The sequence below is a fragment of the Demequina sediminis genome (assembly GCF_039545075.1).
GTDB classification, from domain to species: domain Bacteria; phylum Actinomycetota; class Actinomycetes; order Actinomycetales; family Demequinaceae; genus Demequina; species Demequina sediminis.
In genome coordinates this window covers 1-20,357 of sequence record NZ_BAABRR010000012.1, presented here as the reverse complement: position 1 = coordinate 20,357, position 20,357 = coordinate 1, and the positions used below count along the sequence as shown (strand labels likewise).

Sequence of the window (20,357 nt, the reverse complement as noted above, 5' to 3'; positions counted from 1 at the left end):
CGGCCCTCGCTACGTCGAGGCGAGGCTCGCTAGGGGCTGACGATCTCCGGCTCGGGCGAGGCCTCCGCGGTCGCGGACGGGGCCGCCGAGGGAGTTGCCGACGGGCTCGACGAGCCCTCGCCCGACGCCCCGCTCGGCGTGGCACCCGCGAGGATCGCCTCCGCCTCGAGGGCGTCGGTGATCGCGTCCTGGAGCCGCTCCTGCGCCTCGCCATAGGCGGCGAAGTCGCCCTCCGCGAGCGCGGCCTCGCCGTCCTGGATGGCCTGGTTGGCGCGATCGAGCGCGTCCCGCAGCGCGGCCTCCGCGGCGGGGTCGAGCTCGCCACCCGTGCCCGTGCCGGGGTCCGGCTCCTGCTCCTCGCCCGTGTCGGGATCGGGCTCGGCGCCCACGCCGTCGTCGGGATCGCTTCCCGCGGCACCCTCGCCCGCGCCGGCACCGAACACCTGGTCGAGCGCCTCGGGCAGCGTGTCCGCAAAGCCCACCTGGTCGCCGAACGAGACGAACACCTTGCGCAGCAGCGGCACGCGCGTGCCCTCCTTCGACTGCACGTATACCGGCTGCACGTAGAGCAAGCCGCCGCCCACCGGAAGCGTGAGGAGGTTGCCGTTGACCACGTCCGTCTCGCCCTGACGCAAGAGGTTCAGCGTCTCCTGGGCATCGGCATTCGAGTTGAAGTTGTTCTGCACCTGGCCGGGGCCGGGGATCGTGGTGTCGCGCGGCAGCTCGAGGAGCCTGAGGGTGCCGTAGTCCTCGTCCACTTGACCCTCGGTCGACCCGGTCTCCGAGTTGACCGCCAGATAGCCGGTGAGGATGTTGCGGGGGTTATCGCCGCCCTGGATGAAGTTGCTCGTGAGCGAGAACGAGGGCTCTTCCTGGTCGGGCATCTGCAGCGTGAGGTAGTACGGCGGCTGCAGCCGCGTGTCATCCGTCGGGTCGGCGGGGCTGCGCCAGAAGTCCTGGCCCGAGTAGAAGGACGATGCGTCGGTCACGTGATAGCGCGTGAGCTGGAAGCGCTGGATCGAGAACAGGTCCTCGGGGTAGCGCAGGTGGCTCATGAGGTCGCCGCTGATGTCCGACATCGGCTGGAGTGACGTGGGGAACACGTTCTGCCAGGTCTGCAGGATCGGGTCCTCGGCATCCCACGCGTAGAGCGTCACGGTGCCGTCGTAGGCGTCGACGGTGGCCTTGACGGAGTTGCGCACGTAGTTGAGCACCGTGCCCGTCACCGGCACCTCGGACTGCCGCGCGAACAGCGTGTCCGAGGAGATGGGCGCGGAGTACGGGAACTGGTCGGTGGTCGTGTAGCCATCGACCACCCACACCACGCGGCCGTCGACCACCGCGGGATATGTGGTCGCGTCGAGCTCGAGGTACGGCGCGACGCGAGAGACGCGCTCCACGGGGTCGCGGTAGTAGAGGATCTGCGACTCGGGCGTGACGCGATCGGAGAAGAGGATCTGCTCCTCGCCCAGGCGAATCGCGTACATCAGCTTGGCGAACATCGAGCCGATGCTCGGGCCGCCGTCGCCCGTGTAGGTCGTGTTGACCTGGCCCGTCGCGGAGTCGTCGTCGGGGAAGTCGAGCTCCCACGGCGCGGTGCCGGCGGGGGCGCCCACGATCGAGTAGTCGGGCAGCGTCCGACCGAAGTAGATGCGCGGCTCGTACTCGCCGAGCTCGCCTCGCGACGGGATGCCGCCCTCGAAGAAGCTGGGCTGGCCGTCGACCGTGGTGCGGTTGCCATACGCGGCCACCACGCCGAAGCCGTGGGTGAAGACCGTGTGGTCGTTCACCCAGTTGCGGCTCTCGGTGCCCAGGCCGTCCAGGTTGAGCTCGCGCACCGCGATGACGGTGTCCTGCAGCTCGCCGTCGATCTCGTAGCGGTCCACATTGAGCAGGTCCGCGAAGTTGTAGTACTGCTTGTTCTGCTGCAGCTGCTGGAACGCGGGCGAGACGATGTTCGGGTCGAGCAGGCGGATCTGTGCGGTGGTGTCCGCATCCGAGCGCAGGGCGTCGGCCTCCGCCTCGGTGGTCGCGCGGTACGGCGTGGTCTCGACCTCGTCGATGCCGTACGCGAAGCGCGTCGCGTCGATGTTGCGCTGGATGAAGGGCGCCTCGAACTCCTGCTCGTTGGGCGCGACCTGGAAGCGCTGGACGATCGCGGGGTAGATGCCGCCGATCGCGACGGCGGAGAGCACCATGAGGCCGATTCCGATCGCGGGGATCCGCCAGTCTCCACGCCAGATCACCACGAGGAAGACGAGCGCGACGATCACGGCGATGCCGGCGAGGATGGATCGCGACGGCAGGATCGCGTTGACGTCCGTGTACGCGGCGCCGTAGAACCGCTCGCCCGACTTGGTCAGCAGGCCATAGCGGTCGAGCCAGTAGTTCGCGGCGATCGACAGCATGACGATCGCGCCGAGCACCGCGAGCTGGATGCGCGCGCCCTTCGAGGCCACGTACGAGCGACCCGTGCCCGCGATGCCGCCGTAGAGCAGGTGAACGAACCCGGCGATGAGCGTCGAGATCACGGCCAGGGTGAGCACCAGGGTCACCACGAGGTTGAGCAGCGGCAGCGTGAACACGTAGAACGAGACGTCCTGCCCGAACTGCGGGTCCTCGACGCCGAACTCCACGTGGTTCATCCAGGCGACCACGGTCTCCCACTGCGACGACACCGCGAGACCGGTGACGAGGCCGATCACGGCGGGCAGCGCGATCATCGCGAGCCTCTCGAGGGGCGCGATCTGCTCGCGCATCTGATCGAGCTGGCTGCGGCCTCCTGTACGGGCCGGACGCACGCGCTTCGCGACCCACAGGTTGAGCCAGATCACGAGCGCCGCGAGCAGTCCGGCCCCCAGGAACAGCACGATCCGCGCGATCCACTGGATGCGCCAGACGTCGGTGAAGCCCACCTGCTGGTACCAGGCCACCTCCGTCCAGAGATTGGCCACGGCGATGCCCACCAGCACCAGCACACCCATGACCACCGCGGTGATGGCCAGGGGCGAACGGCGCTGAGGGACCGGGGCGGGCCGCACGGGCCGGGCGGGGCGGTCGTCGTCGAACGTCACGGGGTGTCCTTCGGGTTGGGGTGGCTCTCGCCTGCCATGGTCAGCATCCGGGGAGGCCGGCGGTGTCGCCCGCCCCGATGCGTGTGATCGCCTCGTATGCGTCATCGAGGGTGTCGACGGCCACAACGTTCAGGCCGTCGGGAATGTTGCCGCGGACGTCCGCGCAGTTCTCAATGGGCGCGAGGAACCAGGCGGCTCCCGCATCGGCCGCGCCGTACAACTTCATGCGGATTCCGCCGATCGGCCCCACGTCTCCCGTGGTGTCGATCGTGCCGGTGCCCGCGACGCGGGCGCCCGCGAGCTCGTCGACCTCGGTCAGGCGGTCCATGATCCCGAGCGAGAACATCAGGCCGGCCGACGGCCCTCCCACCGAGTCGATCTGCACCGTGACGTCGATGGGGAGGTCGAACGTGGGATCCACGTAGACGCCGATCACCGCGTCGCCGTCGTCGTCGAGCGTCGCGAACGTCTCGGTGACCTCGGCACCCTCTCGCTCGACCGTCACCGCGATCTCGTCGCCCGGGCTGCGAGCGCCCACGGCTTCGGCGAGTTCGTCGAAGGTGTCGACGGCGCCGCCGTCGATCGCGACAATCACGTCACCCTCGAGCAGCAGCCCCTCCGCGCGGGACCCGTCCGCGGTCCCCGCCACGAGCATCGTCGCGGGAACCGGATGACCCAGCGCCTCGAGCGCCGACACCGTCGCGCTCTCCTGCGACGTGATCCAGTCGACCTGCGCCTGTTCCTCGGCCGCCTCCTCCTCGCCGGGGGTCCCGAAGACCTCCTCCTGGGGCACCACGTACTGCCGGGGCGAGGCCCACGCGGCGAGCACGCGCCCGAGCGTGAACGGCTGGGAGCCGGCCCGGGACACGGAGACGGTGGTGAGCCGCAGCTCGCCCGTCGAGTCGAATGTGGGCGCTCCGGAGATCTCCACCAGCGGGACCCCGTCGGCCTCGCCGAGCGTGTCGAACGTGGGCCCCGCCCCGCCGACCGCATACGGCGACGGCACGACCGTGAGGGCCGCGATGAGGACCGAGGTCGCGAGTCCCGCGACGGACATCACGGTGCCGCGGCGGGTCGTGGTGGCGCGCTCCGTCGATGCGGGGGACGTGGGCTCGGCAGTCGTCACCGTCCCATTGTCGCCGATGCTCGGGGCGCCAGGGTGCGGCATTGCTGGTAGCGAACGCTGCCGCACCCGCGGGCCGTCCTTCGTTACCGTGGTGGAAGCACGCATGCGGCGTGCGCGGACGGAGTGAGCGTGAGCGACGAGTCGACGCCATGGATGCGGCTGCTGCGGGAGCTCTTCGGGGATGATGCCGAGGCGGCCCTCGAGGAGCTCACGCGGATGGGGATGGATCCCGATGCACTCGCGGCATCCGCCGGGCTGTCCGCGAGCCCCGCGATGATGGAGCACGTGCTGGGGCAGATCCGGGCCCTGGTCACGCAGTCAGCGGGCGAAGACGTGAACTGGTCCCTGGCACACGACGTCGCGCGCGGCGTGGCGTCGCAGGGCGGCGACCCGAGCGTGAGCGCCGCCCAGGCCAACGCCCACCGCGCCGCGATCTCGCGCGCCGAGCTCTGGCTCGACGCGGTCACTGACTTCGATCCCACGCGCCTCGAGCCGCGCGTGTGGAGCCGTGCGGAATGGGTTGAGGCGACCCTTCCCACGTGGCGCACCCTCGCCGGCCCCGTGGCCGTGAGCGTGTCGCAGGCGCTGAGCGGCCTGCTCGAGCGGTCCTCCGAGTTCGAGGAGCCCTCCCCCACCGGAATCGACGCGGGCGGCCTCATTCGATCGGTGAGCCCCACCGTGTGTGGCATGCACATGGGTCAGGCCGCGGGTGAGATGGCACGCGAGGCCTTCGGCGCGACGGACCTGGGAATCCCGCTGCTCGCGGAGCCGCGCGTGGTGCTGGTGCCGCGCGCGATCACCGACTTCGCCAGCGGCCTCGAGATCGACGAGGACGAGGTGCGCACCTTCCTCGCGTTGCGCGAGGCGGCACACGTGCGCCTGTTCGCGGCCGCTCCGTGGCTGCCGGGGCAGCTGCACGCGCTCATCGAGCGCTACGCGCAGGGCATCACGATCGACCTAGAGGCGCTCGAGGAGGCCGTGCGCGACGCGGGGATGGGCGACCCCGCGCGCCTTCAGCAGGCACTCAACCGCGGAATCTTCGCCTCCCAGCACACCCCCGAGCAGAGCGCGACCCTCGAGTCGATCGAGACGCTGCTCGCGCTCATCGAGGGCTGGGTCGACGACGTCACGCTGAGGGCCGCTGCTCCGCACCTGCCCGAGGTGGGCGCGCTGCGCGAGATGATGCGCCGTCGGCGCGCCGCGGGAGGGCCGGCCGAGGACGCCTTCGCCAACCTCCTCGACCTCGAACTGCGCCCGCGCCGCATGCGCGATGCCTCGGCGATGTGGGCGGCGCTGCACACGCGCCTGGGAGCCGAGGGACGCGACGGCGTGTGGTCGCACCCCGACCTCCTGCCGACCTCCGAGGACCTGGGCGCATGGCAGGCCTGGGTCGACGCATACGTGTCTCGAGGCGAGGACGACGACGTCGATCGCGAGCTGAGGCGACTTCTGGGCTCCGACGACGGGTAGTGTGCTCACGGAGTTCCCCGCGACACCGGCGGCGCGAGGGGCGCAAAAGCGCCTCGCACGTCTACGCTGGGGGACCAAGGGCCCACGGTGGCCCGCAGACGTGCGGCGCGTCCCGCCGCGCCTACGAGAGAAGGAGAGCCGAATGGCTGACAAGTACTCGGGCGAGTTCTACTGCGTGAAGTGCAAGGAGAAGCGCGAGACCGAGGGCGACGTGGTCGTCTCGGAGAACGGTCGTCGCATGGCGAAGGCCACCTGCCCGGTGTGCGGCACCAAGCTCAACCGCATCCTCGGCAAGGCGTAGCGCCAGACGAGTTCGGCACAGGGCCGGCACCCCACTGGGGTGCCGGCCCTGTGTGCATTCCGGATGCGTCGCGGATCGGCCTGTGGACAGCCGATGCCGTGGCCGGGTCCCGTGCGACGGTGGACGCATGCAGCCGGAGATTTTGCGCGCGCGTCTCCGCCCCGTCGCATCCCTTGCGGGCGCGCACGTGCGCATCAGGGGCCTGGGCGCGATCGGGGTGAGCGCCGCCGAGGCCGCGGTGCGGTCGGGTGTGGCCTGCCTGTCCCTCGTCGATCCCGACCCCCGCGACGCGGGCCCGGGCACGACCCCCGCGCTCGCGCGCGGCACGAGGGCACGCAGGGCGGCGCGCCTCGTGAGCGACCTGGATCCTCGCGTCAGGGTGGATCTCGACACGTCGAGGCGCGTCGACGGAGAGGTCGTGGTGGCGTACGTCGCCGTCGAGCCGTGGACGGTCCACGAGCTCCTGCTGGGCGGCCCGCACGTCGCGGTCCTGGTCGACGAGGCAGGTGCAGCTGTCATCCCGGTCGACCCGGGTCGCACGCCGTGCCTGCGGTGCCTCGATGTCGCGCGGACGGAACGCGATCCCGCCTGGCCCACGCTTGCGGCGCTGCATGCGGCCACGGACCCCGCCACCGATCCGCTCACGGCGACGCTGGCGGGTGCGATGGCCGCCGCGAGCCTCGCGATGCTGATCGCGCGGCAGCCCGCGCGCGCGTGGCGCATCGAGGCGGGAGTGCCGCGGCGCACGCGACTCTCCGCGCGGCCCGAATGCGGGTGCGGGGCGGCGTGAGACGCCGCGCGTTGTCCCGAGCGGGCTAGTGCGCGGCGACGATCTCGAGGATCTGCAGCCCGTACTTGTCGAGCTTCGAGGCGCCGATCCCGCTGACGCCGGCCAGCTCGCGCAGGTTCGCGGGGCGGTCGCGCGCGATCTCCACGAGTGACGTGTCGACCATCACGGTGAACGCCGGCTTGGAGTCGGCCTGCGCGACCTCGAGTCGCCACCGCTTGAGCGAGTCGAACAGGCGTAGCTGTTCGGCGTCGAGATCGGCGAGCTTCGCGGACGTCGACTGCCGCGCGACACGCGCGGGACGGGCGTCGGGCCACTGCTGCTCGAGAAAGCGCGTGCGCTTGCGGGTGGCCTTGCCTCCCGCCTTGCGCGACCGCGCAAAGCTCAAGGCGAGGTGCTCCCTGGCGCGCGTAATCGCGACGTACAGCAGCCTGCGCTCCTCCTCGACGGCCTCGTCGGTCTCCGCGAGGCTGATGGGCAGGAGGCCTTCCGAGCATCCGACGATGAACACCGCGTCCCACTCGAGGCCCTTGGCCGCGTGCATCGTCGTGAGGGTGACGCCCTCGACCGAGGGCGCATGCTGGGCCTGCGCGCGCTCGGCCAGGTGTTCCACGAAGTCGCGCACGGTCGCGGCCCCGCCCGCGTCGGAGTCGACGTCGTCGGCCAGGTTGACGAGCGCCTGCAAGGCGTCCCACCGCTCGCGCACCGCTCCCCTCGCGGCAGGGGGATCCTCGGCCCAGCCGAGCTCGCCGAGCGTGTCGCGCACGCGCTCACCCAAGGGGCGCTCGTCGGGGGCCACCGCCGCCCCGCGCAGGAGCACCACCGCGCGCTTGACCTCGTCGCGATCGAAGAAGCGCTGTCCACCGCGCACGAGGTAGCCGATTCCGCGCTCGGCGAGCGCCTCCTCCAGTGCCTCGGACTGGCTGTTGGCGCGGTAGAGGACCGCGATCTCGGAGGCGGGCACGCCGGAGGCGATGAGCGTCGCGATGCCCGTCGCGACCCCCTCGGCCTCCGCGGCATCGTCGTCATACGCGCGATAGCCGGGCGCGGGTCCCGACGGCCGCTGGGCCACCAGCTCGACCCCCGCGCCCGCAGCGCCGCGGCGCCGCATGAGCTCATTGGCCAGCCGCACCACCTGCGGCGTCGAGCGATAGTCCCGCACCAGCCTCACCGTCGTGGCATCGGGATACGTGCGGGAGAAACCCAACAGGTGCTGAGGGCTCGCGCCGGCGAACGAGTAGATGGTCTGAGCCGGGTCTCCCACGACGCACAGCTCGCGGCGCCCGCCGAGCCACTGCTCGAGAAGGAACTGCTGCAGCGGCGAGACGTCCTGGTACTCGTCGACCACGAAGTGCCGGTACTGGCGGCGGATCTGGTCGCCCACCTCGGGGTGGCGGCCGATCATGTCCGCGAGCAGCAGCAGGATGTCCTCGAAGTCGAGCACCACTGCTTGGGTCTTCACGTCCTCGTAGGCCCGCATCACGTCCTGGACCTGCGCCGGCGCGAGGCCCGCGGGGGTGGGGCGGCCGATCCGCGCGACCTTGGCGGGATAGTCCGCCGGGTCGACGAGCGACACCTTGGCCCACTCGATCTCCGAGGCGAGGTCGCGCACCGTGAGGCGGTCGGGGCTGATGCCCGCGTCCCGCGCGGCGCGACCCACGAGCGACGCCTTCTGCTCGACGAGGCGCGGAATCTGACCACCCACGACCTCGGGCCAGAAGTAGGACAGCTGGCGCAGCGCGGCCGCGTGGAACGTGCGTGCCTGCACGCCGTCGACACCCAATCCGCGCAGACGCTGTCGCATCTCTCCCGCCGCGCGCGCGGTGAACGTCACGGCAAGCACCGACTGCGGCGTATACGCGTTGACCCTCACCCCGTACGCGATGCGGTGGGTGATGGCGCGGGTCTTGCCCGTGCCTGCGCCGGCGAGGACCACGACGGGTCCGTGCAGGGCGGTCGCGACCTCCCGCTGTTCGGGGTCGAGGGCGTCGAGGATCTGATCGGCTGACATCGTGGCCATTGTCGCAGTGCCCGCCGACACCGCGCGTCGGCGGCGAGCAGCTAGACGTCCACCGGGCCCCGCGCGTGGGGCTCGGGGAGCTCGCCCCCGAACCAGTCCTCGAGCATGCGCCGCGCGATCGAGCCCTTGGGGGCCAGCACCATCTCGCCGTCGCGCACCAGGCCAGCGACATCGTCGCGCGACACGAACCGTGCCTCGGAGATCTCGACGCCATCCACGGCGATCTCGGTGGTGAGGGCGCGTGCGCGAAAGCCCACCATGACCGATGCGGGGAAGGGCCACGGTTGAGAGCCCAGGTATTCGACGCCCGTGAGCGTGAGCCCCGCCTCCTCCGCGACCTCGCGGTGCACGGCCTGCTCGAGGGTCTCCCCCGGCTCGACATACCCCGCGAGGTGAGAGAACCGGCGCGGTGACCAGTGAGCGGCGTGCGCGAGGAGCAGCCGGTCCTCGTCGTCCGTGATCGCGACGATGATCGCGGGGTCCGTGCGCGGGTAGTGGTCGCGGCCGTCCTGGTCGCAGCGGCGCACCCAGCCTCCCATCGCGGGCACGGTGGGCTCGCCGCACAGGGAGCACCGCGGATGCGCCGCGTGCCAGTTCGCGATCGCGATCGCCGTGGTCGCGAGCTCGTGGTCGCGCTCGCCGTCCGGCCCGCGGTCCCAGAATCCCGCGAGTAGATCACGCAGCCCGCGCAGGCGCTCGCCCCCGATGCCGTCGGGATCGGAGCCGAATGCCGGGTCCTCGGGCACCAGCGCGACCAGGTCGCGGCCGCGGTCGACGCCCAGGTAGATGCGCAGCATCGCGGCGGGCTGATGCCCGGGAGCGAGTTCGACCAGCCGACCGTCGGCGGTCATGACGCTGCCGTCCCTCACGATGATCGCGTGGCACGCCTCGAGGTCGACCACCGATCTGCGCTCCGCGGCCCGGTCGATACGCGAGGGGTGGTCGAGCGGCCAGGGATTTCTCACCCGCCCACCGTACCGGTGGGTGCGGGGACGATGCCCCGGCGGGGGGCATCGTCCCCGCACGGCGTGGAGCGTGGCGCGCGGTCGCCGTTCGCTCTACCGTGAGGGCGTGCCACGTTCACCCCTCGCGCTCGCCGCCCTGGCGTCCGTCGCCGTGCCTGGCCTTGACGTCTACGACGTCCTGCGCAGCCCCCACACGGACGCGGACTTCGAAGTCGTGGTGGTGAAGGACGCGACCGGTCGCCGGTGGATCGTGCGGGCTCCCCGCCGTGCCGCCGCGGGGGCCGCGCTCGAGGCGGAGAAGGGTCTCCTGGGTGCGCTCGCGCGCGCCGAGGAGGCCGGACTCGTGACCTTCGCCGTGCCCCACCCCGTGGGCGCCGCGGAGCTGGGCGGCGACGAGGGCAGGGCGATCGTCTACACCGAGGTGCGCGGTGCACCGCTCGTGATCGCGGCGCTGCAGCCGGGACCCGGCCTCGCGGCCGCGCTGGGCCGCACGCTCGCCGAGATTCACGAGCTGCCTGCCGCGGTGGTCGAGGATCAGGGTCTGCCCTCCTACACCGCCGAGGAGTACCGCGAGCGCCGCCTGGCGGAGCTCGACGCCGGGATTCAGACGGGCAAGGTGCCGCCGCGCCTGGCCGACCGCTGGGAGCACCAGCTCGAGAACGTGTCGTGGTGGCGCTTCGAGCCCACCGTGGTGCACGGCGACATGGGCGAGCACCAGGTGTTCGTCGCCGATGGCTCGGTCACGGGGATCGTGGACTGGATGGACGCACGGGTCGCCGACCCGGCGGACGACCTCGCGTGGCTCGTCGCGTCCGCTCCCGAGGACGTGCTCGACACCGTGATCGAGGCCTACACCGTGGGGCGGCGCGAGACCCGCGACCCCCACCTGCTCGATCGCGCGCGGCTCGCGTCGGAGATGGCGCTCATGCGGTGGCTGATGTACGGCGTCCGCACCGACAATCCTGACGTGGTCGCGGACGGAGAGGGCATGCTCGCGGACCTCGAGGCGATGATCTTCGAGGACTGACAGCCTCGCATTACTGCGTCACGCGCGCCGCCAGCAGCTCCTCGATCTCGGGGCGGGTCAGCAGCCGCGCGGGCCGCACGGTGGCGCCGTCGCCCACGTAGTGGAACGCGGCGTCGACCTGCTCGAGCGGAACGCCCGTCCACTCGGCCCACGCGAGGCGATAGACCGCGAGCTGCACCTCGCGCGCCGCCCGCTCCTTGGGGTCGCGCGGAGCGGTGCCCGACTTCCAATCCACCACCGTGACGCGGTCGAGCCCCTCGCCGGGCGGGAAGACGGCGTCGATGCGCGAACGGATCGTGACGCCGGCGACGGGGAGTTCGACATCGACCTCGATGTGGCTCGGGGTGCGGTGCGCCCACTCGGATCGCGCGAACGCCTCGCGCAGACTCGCGAGGTCGCCGTCGTCCTCGGAGGGGCCAAGGTCGTCGAGAGAGAGCAGCGGGGTGTGGCCGTAGTGCGCCTCGATCCACGCGTGCAGGAGGCTGCCACGGCGAGCGGCCGGGGTCGGCTCGGCAGGCAACGGGCGACGCAGCTGAGCGGTGAAGGCGTCCCTGTCGCGCCGCAGCGCGACGAGCGCCGAGGTCGACAGGTGGGTCGGCATCGCGACGTCGCCAGTGCCGGCCGCGCGCTCGGTCCTCTCCGCGAGCATCGCGGCGATCTCACGCCCCAGGGGCAGTCCCGTCCAGTCGTCATCCGGCTCCACCGACCCCATCGCGTCACGCACCTCGCTCGCGAGAGCGCGTCGCGCGAGCTGGGCCGGCGTCGGCGCGGGCGGCCACTGCGCGGTGACGGGGACGTCGACAGGCCGCTCGTCGGGGTCCGGCGCGGGCGCCCACGCCTCGTCCGACACGAGCCCCTGCTCGACCAGCTCGCGCAGGTAGCACGACGGCGTGCGTACCCGCGCGCCCCCGGTGCGCCACGAGGCCGACAGCAGCACGTGGCTGCGCGCCCGCGTGATCGCGACGTAGAACAGGCGCCTCTCCTCCGCGATCCGATGCGCCCCGCAGTCCTCGAGGAAGGCGTCCACGGAGCCGGCCAGGTCGCGGTGATCGACGGCATCGTGCCATCGCCACTGCGGGAGATCCGCGCGGTCGAGCCGGAGCTCGTAGGGCAGCGCGCCGAGTTCCCCGAGCCAGCCCGGATCCGTGTAGGCGGGCCTGCGCTGCGACGGCTCCTGCACGGCGGGAAAGTGGCCGTCGACCAGGCCGGGCACCGCGACGATGTCCCACTCGAGTCCCTTCGCGGCGTGCACCGTCAGCACCTGCACCGCGGTGGGGTCTGGCTCGGTGACGGGCGCGTCAAGCCCGCCCTCCTTGTCGCGCGCGGCGTCGAGCCATGCCAGCAACGCTCCGAGTGTCGCGCGTTCGGCCCCCGCCGCGAAGCGTCGGCACGCATCGACGAATGCGTCGACATGGCGCACCGCCCTGCCGTCGGGGCGCGCGACGGCCGCCTCGATGTCGAGGCCCCAGACCCGCTCCGCGGTGACGACGAGCTCGGGCAGCGACAGGTAGGCGCGCGTGCGCACGACGTCGACGGCCGCCTGCAGCGCGTGAATCCGCGCGCGCGCCGCCGCGCTCAGCTCGCGCCCCTCACGCGACGTCCAGCCGGGAGGAGGCGGGGAGGCGATCGCGTCGACCAGGCTGGTGTCGGCCTCCCGCGTGTCGCGCGGCCCCGCGAGCTCGCGCGCCCAGTCGCGCAGCGCCGCGAGGTCCGCGATCCCGAGCGCGACCCGCTCCGAGGCCAGCAGCCTGATCGCGGAGTCCCCTCGCGACGGGTCGTGGGCGATCTCGAGCAGCGCGATGAGATCGGCCACCTCGGGGGTGTCGACCAGTCCGCCGAGGCCGACGACCTCATAGTCGAGTCCGTGAGCGACGAGTGCGTCGATCACCGCGGCGAACTGGGCGCGGCGTCTGCACAACACGGCCGCCGTCGGGACCCCGGCCCCCGCGCCGCGCTGCCGCCCGAGCTCGGCACGCCTGTCGCGGATGTAGCGCGCGACCTCGGCGGCCTCCTCGACGTGATCGGGCAGGACCATCGCCTCGACCGCGGCGGCGCGACGCACAGGTTCCGGCGTCCCGAGGTGCTGACCGCGCGAACGGAGCTCGCGCACCGCCACGCCAGACTCGGCGCGCAACGGCGCGGCCGCGGCGTTCGCCGCCTCGAGGACGGCCCGCTCATTGCGCCACGACACGGACAGCCCGGCCTGGCGCACCGCGGCATCGCCGCCAAACTCGGAGACGAACATCGGCAGCGCGCTCTCCGAGGCACCCCTGAAGCCGTAGATCGCCTGGTGTGGATCGCCGACTGCCATAACGTGGTGGCTGCCGCCGAAGAGGCGAGCAAAGAGCCGCAGCTGGCCGGGCGACGTGTCCTGGAACTCGTCGAGCAGGACCGCGCGGTAGCGCCCGCGCTCCACGTCCTGGACCGCGGGCAGCCGGGACAGGTGAGCGCCGATCGCGACCTGATCCGAGAAGTCGAGCTGTGAGCCGGCGTGCTTGCGGCGCTGGAACTCCTCGACCAAGTCCGCGAGGGAGACGAGCGAGTGGAGCCGCCCCACCCTGCTGCGCAGCTCCTGAGTGAACGCGCCGGGCGCGGCGTCTCCCTCCTTCTTGGGCAGCGCCTCGAGGCGCGCGAGCGCCGCACCCGCCCAGTCGCGGAGGTCGGAGGGGGACAGCTCGTGATCGCTCAACTGGGACGCGAGGCGCGGCACGGCTGCCGTCACGGAGGACACCGCGGCATCGATCGCAAGCGGGCCGGTCCAGCCATCGACCACGTCCTTGGCCAGCTGCCACAGAGCCGCCTCGGTCAGCGTGGTCGCGTCGGGATCGACGCCCAGTCGCAGCCCGTGCTCGGCGACCAGCTGAGCGGCGTAGGCGTTGTAGGTCGACACCGAGGCGGGAGGGCGCGAGGGATCGGCGCCAAAGACCGCCGCAATGCGCTCCTCCGCGCGCTCGGCGATCTCGGCCGCCGCCTTGCGCGTGAACGTGAGGCACAGAATCTCGTCGGGAGAGATGGGCGTGCCGAACAGGCGCTGCGCATGATCGAGCAGGTAGACGATGCGCAGCGACAGGGTCTCTGTCTTGCCCGATCCCGCCCCGGCGACGACGAGCATGGGGTCGAGCCCCGCGCCGATGATCGCGGCCTGCTCCTCCGTGGGCGGGCGTCCAGGGGTGACGATCTCCGCGAGGTCTCCGACGTCGCGCCCGCGCCCGGCCACGACACCGTCCACCATGCCGTCCACCACGCCGTCCTCGGCGCTCACGAGTCCGTCACCTGGCGACCCGTCGCCCACGCGGGGCATGAGCGACGCGCGGGACAGTGCCCGCACAGGTCGTTCTGCCGCGCCTCGAACTCCGCCGCCACCATGACCTCCACGGCCTCGGCGAGCCGCGCCGTCGTCGCCTCGACGTCGATCGCCGGCTGCTCCCGCAGCGTGGGCCCCTTGGAGGTGCCACCCACGTAGACGAGCGCCGCGCCGTCAGCGTGATCGACCCCGGGGAACGCCCCGTGCGCGGCGGCCAGCTGATACATCGCCAGCTGCGCGTGGTGCGCGGCCTCGGCGGCACTCGGAGCGGACGCTCCCGTCTTGAGGTCGACGATCCTCGTGACGCCGTCGCGCGTCTCGACGCGATCGGCGCTGCCCGCGACAACCGCACGGTCGATCTCGACGGCGAACGGCTGCTCGACCTCGACCGCGGACGCGGCCGAGGAGGCGACGTATGCGCCCAGCCGCCTGATCATGGAGTCGGCCCGCTCTCGCAGCACGCGATCGGGCCAGGTGTCGGTGCCACCGACCTCGCCCCACCTCTCGTCGAGCGCACGCGCGAGCTCGGGCGCGGTGCCGTGCGGGAGCGCGGCCGCGATCTCGTGGATGACGGTGCCGAGCACCTGCTTCTCTCCCGCCTCCGCGGTGCCGCCCACGGTCTCAACCGCCCACCGCAGCGGGCATCGCTCGAGCGATTCGAGGCGCGACGGCGACACCCGCACGGGTTGTCCGTCGTGCCACATTCCGGACTGGCTCGACCACTCGGGGACGCCGTGCCACTGACCGGGGTCGGCGCCCGCCACGCCCTGCCGCGCGAGCCTCGCCAGGGTCTCGACGTGGGCGGCCCGCGTCGCGTCGCGCGCCGAGAGCGCACCCACGCGCACCGCCGCGACCGCGCCGCGGAGGTCGGCGATGCGGCGATCGAGCTCGGCCGGTTGCGGTTCAACCGCGGCGGCGACGCTCGCCCACGCGACGTATCGCGAGGGCCGCTGCTCCTCTCCGTCGACGCACGTGAGGACCAGACGCCGGCGCGCCCGCGACACCGCCACGGCGAAGGAGCGGGTCTCGTCGTCGATCACCGCACGCCGCGCCACGCGTGCGGAGTCCGCACGTGCCGCCGCGGGCAGCGGCACGGCCTCCGCGCGGCCGGCGAGGATCTCCGCGAGATGCTGCGCGCCGAGCACGGCGTCGCGAAGCCGCGTGTCGGGCCACACGCCCTCCTCCAGACCCGCGACCACCGCAACCTCCCACTCGCGCCCCGCGGCGGAGGCCGGCGTGCAGAACGCGACGGCGTCCCGCACGCGCGCCCGCGCCCCCAGGGAGTCGGCCGCGAAGTCCTGCCCCTCGAGGTGATCGACGAAGGACTCGACGGAGGCCGACGGCATCCGCTCGACGTACAGCGCCGCCGCCTTCATCACCGCGACAACGGCATCAAGGTCCGAGTCGTCGCGGGCCGATCCCGCGAGCGCCGCCGCGCGCCACTCCTCGGCCACTCCGAGCGCGTTCCACACGGCCCACGCGACGGTGGCCGGCGTGCCGTCCCGCGCGGCCTCGGTGCCCGCGCGCAGCGCCGCGGAGGCGCGCTCCGCGAGCCGGGCGTCCGGGGTCGCCAGCGTAGCCCAGCGGGCGGGGTCCGTGATGGCCTCGACCAGCAGTTCCGCGGAGCCTCGCGACCCGCCCCCCAGCCGCTCCTCCTTGACCAGCGCGCGCCGGAGTCGTCGCAGCGCGACCGGGTCGAGGCCCACCAAGCGCGAGCCGAGCAGGGCCATCACCTCGTGCTCCTCCCACGGAGACGCGCCGCCGCGCGCGGACTCGGCGGCCCTGCGCATCAGGGTCAGCAGGGGCGCCACGGCAGGCTCGGCATGGAGCGCCGCGCCGTCTCCCAGCGTCTCGCATGGGATGTCGGCCGCCGCGAGGTCGGCACGCAACTCGCGAAGCCGGGCGGTCGACCGCGCGATCACCACCATCTCGCTCCACGGCGTGGGCGGTCCGTCGAGACCGTGGCGCGCGCGGCGCAAGGCGTCGGCCACCGCACGCGAGTGCGCATGGCGATGCGCCGCGGTCAGCACCTCCACCTCGCCGTCCGCAAGGTCCCAGGTTCCCCTCTCCCGCGCCGAGCCGACACCCGAGGTGCCGATCCTCGCGACCACGGCGGACGTCACGGCGGACAGCGCCTCACGCTGGCGATGCCCAGGCCCGAGCCGCGCGAGGCCCGCGCCCAGGCCTCGCGGCGCGGGCGCTACCGCATCCGCGAGTGCGGTCGGCAGCGCGCCCCGGTAGCCCTGCACCGCCTGGTCCGCATTGCCCACCAGCACGATCCGCGCACCGCCCTCGGCGATGGCGCGCACCAGGCCCACTCCCGCCGCGGTGAGCTCCTGCGCATCGTCGACGATCACCAGGTCCCACGACGGCCTCGCGAGCTCGGCATCCCACCCGGCAAGGGCATCGGCCGCCTGCGCCACCACGACCGCGGGATCGAAGCGCGCACCCTGATCCTGGGTCATCGATCGCCACCCGAGGACAGCGTCGTACTCGTCCATGACCGAGGCCGCGGCGACCCACTCGGGTCGCTCGGTCGCGCGGCCGAGCGCCGCGAGGCGGTCGGGAGTGAGGCCCCCCTCGCTCGCGCGCATGAGAAGGTCCCGCAGCTCGGCCCGGAAGCCGGGCAGCAGCGTCGCCTCTGGGGGAATCACACCCGCCCAGTCGGGCGCGGCGCCCCTGCCACTCGCGTGCCCCTCGAGCAACTCGCGCAGGATCTGGTCCTGCTCCGCACCCGTGACGAGCACGGGAGGCGGCTCGCCGTGGGCCGCGGACTCGGCGGACAGGATCGCGTGCGCCGTCGAGGCGGCGGTGCGCACGACGGGCGCACCCACGGGGCGGTCCAGCGCGAGAGAGACGCGGTCCCGCAGCCGGGCGGCCGTCGTGCGGGTGGCCGCCATCACGAGCACACGCGACACGTCCGTCCCGCGCCGCACGGCCTCCACGGCGATGCGCGCGGCGACAGTGGTCTTCCCCGATCCGGGCGCACCCACGATCACGAGGTGACCCGGGTCGCCTGGCACGCGATCGGCGAGCGCATCCTCGAGGGCGGCGGCCTGCCTGCCGTCGAGCTCCGGCACCTCCCGAGGGGCCGCGGGCGCCAGCAATCGCAGCGCTGCTCCCCCGGGTGACGTCATGTCCACATCCCATCAGAGGGGTCCGACACCGAGGCCGACGCCACGCCTGCGCCCGGCGCGCGGCGCGGAATCAGCCGGACGTGTCCGCGTCGGGGAACGGCCACTCGTTGACCTGGCAGCCCTCGGGAAGAGGCTGCGACTGGTCCACCATGACGGACGCACGGCCGGACTCGCACGCGACGTCCGGCTCCCCGAGCACGTGACCCACGCCGTGATTGAGCAGGTGGACGCGCGACTGCGATCGGTTGTCGCCGTAGGTCGCGAGTCCCGCGGTCCAGTCGTAGACGGAGATGGGCACGATTCCCTGAACGGCACACGGCACCGTCACGGCAGGAGAGGCCGATGCGCTGGGCATGGGCGTCGCCGAGGCGCTGGGCTCGGGGGTGGCCGAGCCCCCACTCAGGGTGGCGGGAATGTGGGGATCGGGACACCGGGACACGACCGTGTGCGGGCTCGCGAAGACGATGCGGATGTCGGCCGCGCCCTCGGTCAACACGAACTGCAGGCGGCCGGCGGAACCCCAGCCGCGAGGATCGTTGAGGGTGGTCATGACGTAGTCGACGAGCGCCACGTTGTCGAGGGTCACGCCGTCCTCGACGTCGATCCTGACGTAGCGCACGGGTCCCGCGTCGTCGACCTCGGCGGTGATGCCGGGAATCGAGCTGAACGTGCCCGCACCGCGCGTCACCACGGCGGTCGTCACCACCCCGGCCGCGGCATCGTCCTCATCCAACTCCCTGGTGATGGGCTCGAGGGGCGGCAGCGAGACGTCGACCTCGGGGCTCGCGCTGACCGACGGCGAGGGGGACGGCGACGGGCCCTCGCGCCACGCGCGGTAGGCGTCGGGGACGTAGCCCGAGAGCCACCCTGTGCCGAGCCCGAGCGCGAACGCGACGATGACCGTCACGACGGTCACCGCGAGGCCGGGAAGGGCGATTCCCCTGCCCGCGAACAGGCCTCCGGAGCGCCGAGTCATCGCCCTAGGATAAGGGCGGAGAGCAGCACGCTAAGCATTGGAGCGCACCGTGGAGATCAGGATCGGCATTCAGAACGTCTCGCGTGAGATCGCGATCGACACGGACATGACCTCGGACGCGGTCGCCAAGGCGGTCGCCGAGGCCGTCCAGGGCGGCACGCTCGACCTCACCGACGCCAAGGGTCGGCGCGTCGTCATTCCCGCGAGCGCGCTCGGCTATGTGGACATCGGCGAGGAGACCAAGCGCCGCGTCGGCTTCGGCGCCTGAGGCACACGCCGCACGGACCTACCGCGACGTCAGCCCTGGCCGGTACACTGGCTACCGACCCGGGGCTGACCGGTCGTCATGTGAAACGCGGTACCGCTGAAGACAGCGACGAGCCGCTCTGAAGATGATTCGCGATCGGCTGCCCGCCTTACGGCGCCACGCGCCCACGAAATCATCGGAGCATCATGACCGAGACGCATGCCAGCATGCAGAAGTCCGACACCACCTTCGCCGACTACGACGTCGACCCGAGAATCGTCGAGGCCCTCGCCGAGAAGGGGATCGTCGCCCCCTTCCCGATTCAGGCGATGACCCTTCCCGTGGCCCTCGCTGGACACGACATCATCGGCCAGGCCAAGACCGGCACCGGCAAGACGCTGGGATTCGGCATCCCCGCGCTGCAGCGCACGGCGGCCCCCGGCGAGGAGGCCTACGAGGCCCTCGGCGAGGCCAAGGGCAAGCCCCAGGTGCTGATCGTCGCCCCCACGCGTGAGCTCGCCGTGCAGGTGGCCGGCGACCTCGAGATGGCATCGCGCAAGCGCGCCGTGAGGATCGTGCAGATCTACGGAGGCCGCGCATACGAGCCCCAGATCGAGGCGCTCCAGAAGGGTGCCGACGTGATCGTGGGCACCGCGGGCCGCCTGATCGACCTCCTCAACCAGGGTCACCTCGACCTCCGCTACGTGCGCACCGTGGTGCTCGACGAGGCCGACGAGATGCTCGACCTGGGCTTCCTTCCCGACGTCGAGAAGCTGCTGTCCGCGACGCCCGCCTCGCGCCACACCATGCTCTTCTCCGCGACCATGCCGGGTGCCGTCGTGAGCCTCGCGCGCCGCTACATGACCCAGCCCACGCACATCCGTGCGGCCGACCCCGACGACGACGGCGCGACCGTCAAGGCCATCAAGCAGGTGGTCTACCGCGCCCACGCCCTCGACAAGGTCGAGGTGCTCGCACGACTCCTGCAGGCGAACGGCCGCGGCCTCACCGTGGTGTTCGCGCGCACCAAGCGCACCGCTGCCAAGGTCTCCGATGACCTGCGCGAGCGCGGCTTCGCAGCCGGGGCGATCCACGGCGACCTGGGCCAGGGCGCCCGCGAGCAGGCCCTGCGTGCGTTCCGCACCGGCAAGATCGACATCCTCGTGGCGACCGATGTCGCGGCGCGCGGCATCGACGTCGAGGACGTCACCCACGTGGTCAACTACCAGTGCCCCGAGGACGAGAAGACGTACCTCCACCGCATCGGCCGTACGGGCCGCGCGGGCAAGACCGGCACCGCCGTAACGTTTGTGGACTGGGACGACCTCCCGCGCTGGTCCCTCATCGACAAGGCGCTCGACCTCGGCTACCCCGAGCCGCAGGAGACGTACTCCTCCTCGCCGCATCTGTACGAGGACCTGGACATCCCGGCCGGCACCAAGGGACGCCTGCCCCGCGACCAGCGCACGCGCGCCGGACTCGAGGCGGAGACCCTCGAGGACCTCGGTGAGACGGGCAAGAAGCCCGCGTCGGGCGGTCGCGACGGTGGCCGCGGCGGTCGCGACGGCGGCCGTGGTGGTCGTGACGGTGGCCGCGGCGGCGAGCGTCGCCGCTCGGGCGCGAGCGACTCCTCGGGCGAGGGCACCAGCGAGCCCCGTGAGCCCCGCGCTCCTCGTGCGGAGTCCGCCGAGGGCGAGGCCGCGCCGCGCCGCAACCGCAACCGTCGTCGCCGCCGCTCGGGTGGCGGCTCGGGCGAGGGAGCCGCGCCGGCTCAGGCACAGCCCGCGGGCGAGTAGCACGAATCGTCGCAGAAGGGGGGGGGGCCCCGCGGGGGCCGCCCCCCATCGCCCGGGGGGCGGGGGGGGCCCCCCCCCCCCCCCCCCCCCCCCCCCCCCCCCCCCCCCCCCCGCCCCCCCCCCCCCC

At 72.6% G+C, this 20,357-nt stretch carries 13 protein-coding genes; 6 read left to right on the top strand and 7 right to left on the bottom strand.

Translation table 11 applies throughout. The features are described from left to right. Positions 1-29 precede the first annotated feature (29 nt). Positions 30-2,984: a UPF0182 family membrane protein gene (locus ABEA62_RS10565; protein WP_425558030.1), complete on the bottom strand. Its 2,955-nt coding sequence runs from the start codon at positions 2,982-2,984 to the stop codon at positions 30-32. 130 nt (positions 2,985-3,114) lie between these two features. After that, the gene (locus ABEA62_RS10560) at positions 3,115-4,200 is read right to left on the bottom strand and encodes a YlbL family protein (protein ID WP_286215175.1); all 1,086 of its coding nucleotides are present in this window, start codon (positions 4,198-4,200) and stop codon (positions 3,115-3,117) included. A gap of 129 nt (positions 4,201-4,329) precedes the next feature. Between ABEA62_RS10560 and ABEA62_RS10555 the strand changes: the two genes are divergently transcribed. The 3 genes from ABEA62_RS10555 (at position 4,330) to ABEA62_RS10545 (ending at position 6,761) form a co-directional block, all read left to right on the top strand. Next, on the top strand, positions 4,330-5,670 hold the full coding sequence (locus ABEA62_RS10555; protein WP_286215172.1) for a zinc-dependent metalloprotease: 1,341 nt from the start codon (positions 4,330-4,332) through the stop codon (positions 5,668-5,670). Positions 5,671-5,812: 142 nt separating this feature from the next. Beyond that, positions 5,813-5,971 (top strand): DUF5679 domain-containing protein, encoded by a 159-nt coding sequence (locus ABEA62_RS10550; protein ID WP_169746536.1) that lies wholly within the window; start codon positions 5,813-5,815, stop codon positions 5,969-5,971. Between the two features lie 127 nt (positions 5,972-6,098). After that, positions 6,099-6,761, top strand: coding sequence for a hypothetical protein (locus ABEA62_RS10545; RefSeq protein WP_286215168.1), 663 nt, complete (start codon positions 6,099-6,101; stop codon positions 6,759-6,761). A gap of 25 nt (positions 6,762-6,786) precedes the next feature. Here the strand turns inward: ABEA62_RS10545 and ABEA62_RS10540 are convergent, their stop codons facing one another. Next, on the bottom strand, positions 6,787-8,769 hold the full coding sequence (locus tag ABEA62_RS10540; protein WP_286215166.1) for an ATP-dependent helicase: 1,983 nt from the start codon (positions 8,767-8,769) through the stop codon (positions 6,787-6,789). A 50-nt stretch (positions 8,770-8,819) separates the two neighbouring features. Then, entirely contained in the window at positions 8,820-9,743 is a 924-nt protein-coding gene (gene nudC / locus ABEA62_RS10535) for an NAD(+) diphosphatase (RefSeq protein WP_286215164.1), read from the bottom strand. A gap of 106 nt (positions 9,744-9,849) precedes the next feature. Here nudC and ABEA62_RS10530 point away from each other — a divergent pair, with 106 nt between their 5' ends. Further along, positions 9,850-10,770, top strand: coding sequence for a phosphotransferase (locus ABEA62_RS10530; RefSeq protein ID WP_286215162.1), 921 nt, complete (start codon positions 9,850-9,852; stop codon positions 10,768-10,770). 10 nt (positions 10,771-10,780) lie between these two features. Here the strand turns inward: ABEA62_RS10530 and ABEA62_RS10525 are convergent, their stop codons facing one another. The 3 genes from ABEA62_RS10525 to ABEA62_RS10515 form a co-directional block, all read right to left on the bottom strand. Then, positions 10,781-14,098 carry an ATP-dependent helicase gene (locus tag ABEA62_RS10525; protein ID WP_345380035.1) on the bottom strand — a complete coding sequence of 1,106 codons (3,318 nt, stop codon included), beginning with the start codon at positions 14,096-14,098 and terminating at the stop codon, positions 10,781-10,783. Then, a complete protein-coding gene (locus ABEA62_RS10520; protein WP_345380033.1) occupies positions 14,029-17,211 on the bottom strand; it encodes a PD-(D/E)XK nuclease family protein in 3,183 nt (1,060 codons plus the stop codon). Before ABEA62_RS10520 ends, ABEA62_RS10525 begins: the two co-directional genes overlap by 70 nt. A 70-nt stretch (positions 17,212-17,281) precedes the next feature. Further along, the gene (locus ABEA62_RS10515; RefSeq protein ID WP_286215153.1) at positions 17,282-18,187 is read right to left on the bottom strand and encodes a DUF3152 domain-containing protein; all 906 of its coding nucleotides are present in this window, start codon (positions 18,185-18,187) and stop codon (positions 17,282-17,284) included. 49 nt (positions 18,188-18,236) lie between these two features. Between ABEA62_RS10515 and ABEA62_RS10510 the strand changes: the two genes are divergently transcribed. Together ABEA62_RS10510 and ABEA62_RS10505 are read left to right on the top strand one after the other, a co-directional pair. Further along, positions 18,237-18,455, top strand: a complete 219-nt coding sequence (locus ABEA62_RS10510; RefSeq protein ID WP_286215152.1) for a DUF3107 domain-containing protein — start codon at positions 18,237-18,239, stop codon at positions 18,453-18,455. Between the two features lie 185 nt (positions 18,456-18,640). After that, on the top strand, positions 18,641-20,230 hold the full coding sequence (locus ABEA62_RS10505; RefSeq protein WP_286215151.1) for a DEAD/DEAH box helicase: 1,590 nt from the start codon (positions 18,641-18,643) through the stop codon (positions 20,228-20,230). The last annotated feature ends 127 nt before the right edge of the window (positions 20,231-20,357 follow it).

Bases quoted from the DNA above. Each gene is read 5' to 3' on its own strand.
- ABEA62_RS10505 (WP_286215151.1), top strand. From the start codon at position 18,641: ATGACCGAGACGCATGCCAGCATGCAGAAGTCCGACACCACCTTCGCC.
- ABEA62_RS10565 (WP_425558030.1), bottom strand. From the start codon at position 2,984: ATGGGTGTGCTGGTGCTGGTGGGCATCGCCGTGGCCAATCTCTGGACG.
- ABEA62_RS10515 (WP_286215153.1), bottom strand. From the start codon at position 18,187: ATGACTCGGCGCTCCGGAGGCCTGTTCGCGGGCAGGGGAATCGCCCTT.
- ABEA62_RS10520 (WP_345380033.1), bottom strand. From the start codon at position 17,211: ATGACGTCACCCGGGGGAGCAGCGCTGCGATTGCTGGCGCCCGCGGCC.
- ABEA62_RS10545 (WP_286215168.1), top strand. From the start codon at position 6,099: ATGCAGCCGGAGATTTTGCGCGCGCGTCTCCGCCCCGTCGCATCCCTT.
- ABEA62_RS10550 (WP_169746536.1), top strand. From the start codon at position 5,813: ATGGCTGACAAGTACTCGGGCGAGTTCTACTGCGTGAAGTGCAAGGAG.
- ABEA62_RS10540 (WP_286215166.1), bottom strand. From the start codon at position 8,769: ATGTCAGCCGATCAGATCCTCGACGCCCTCGACCCCGAACAGCGGGAG.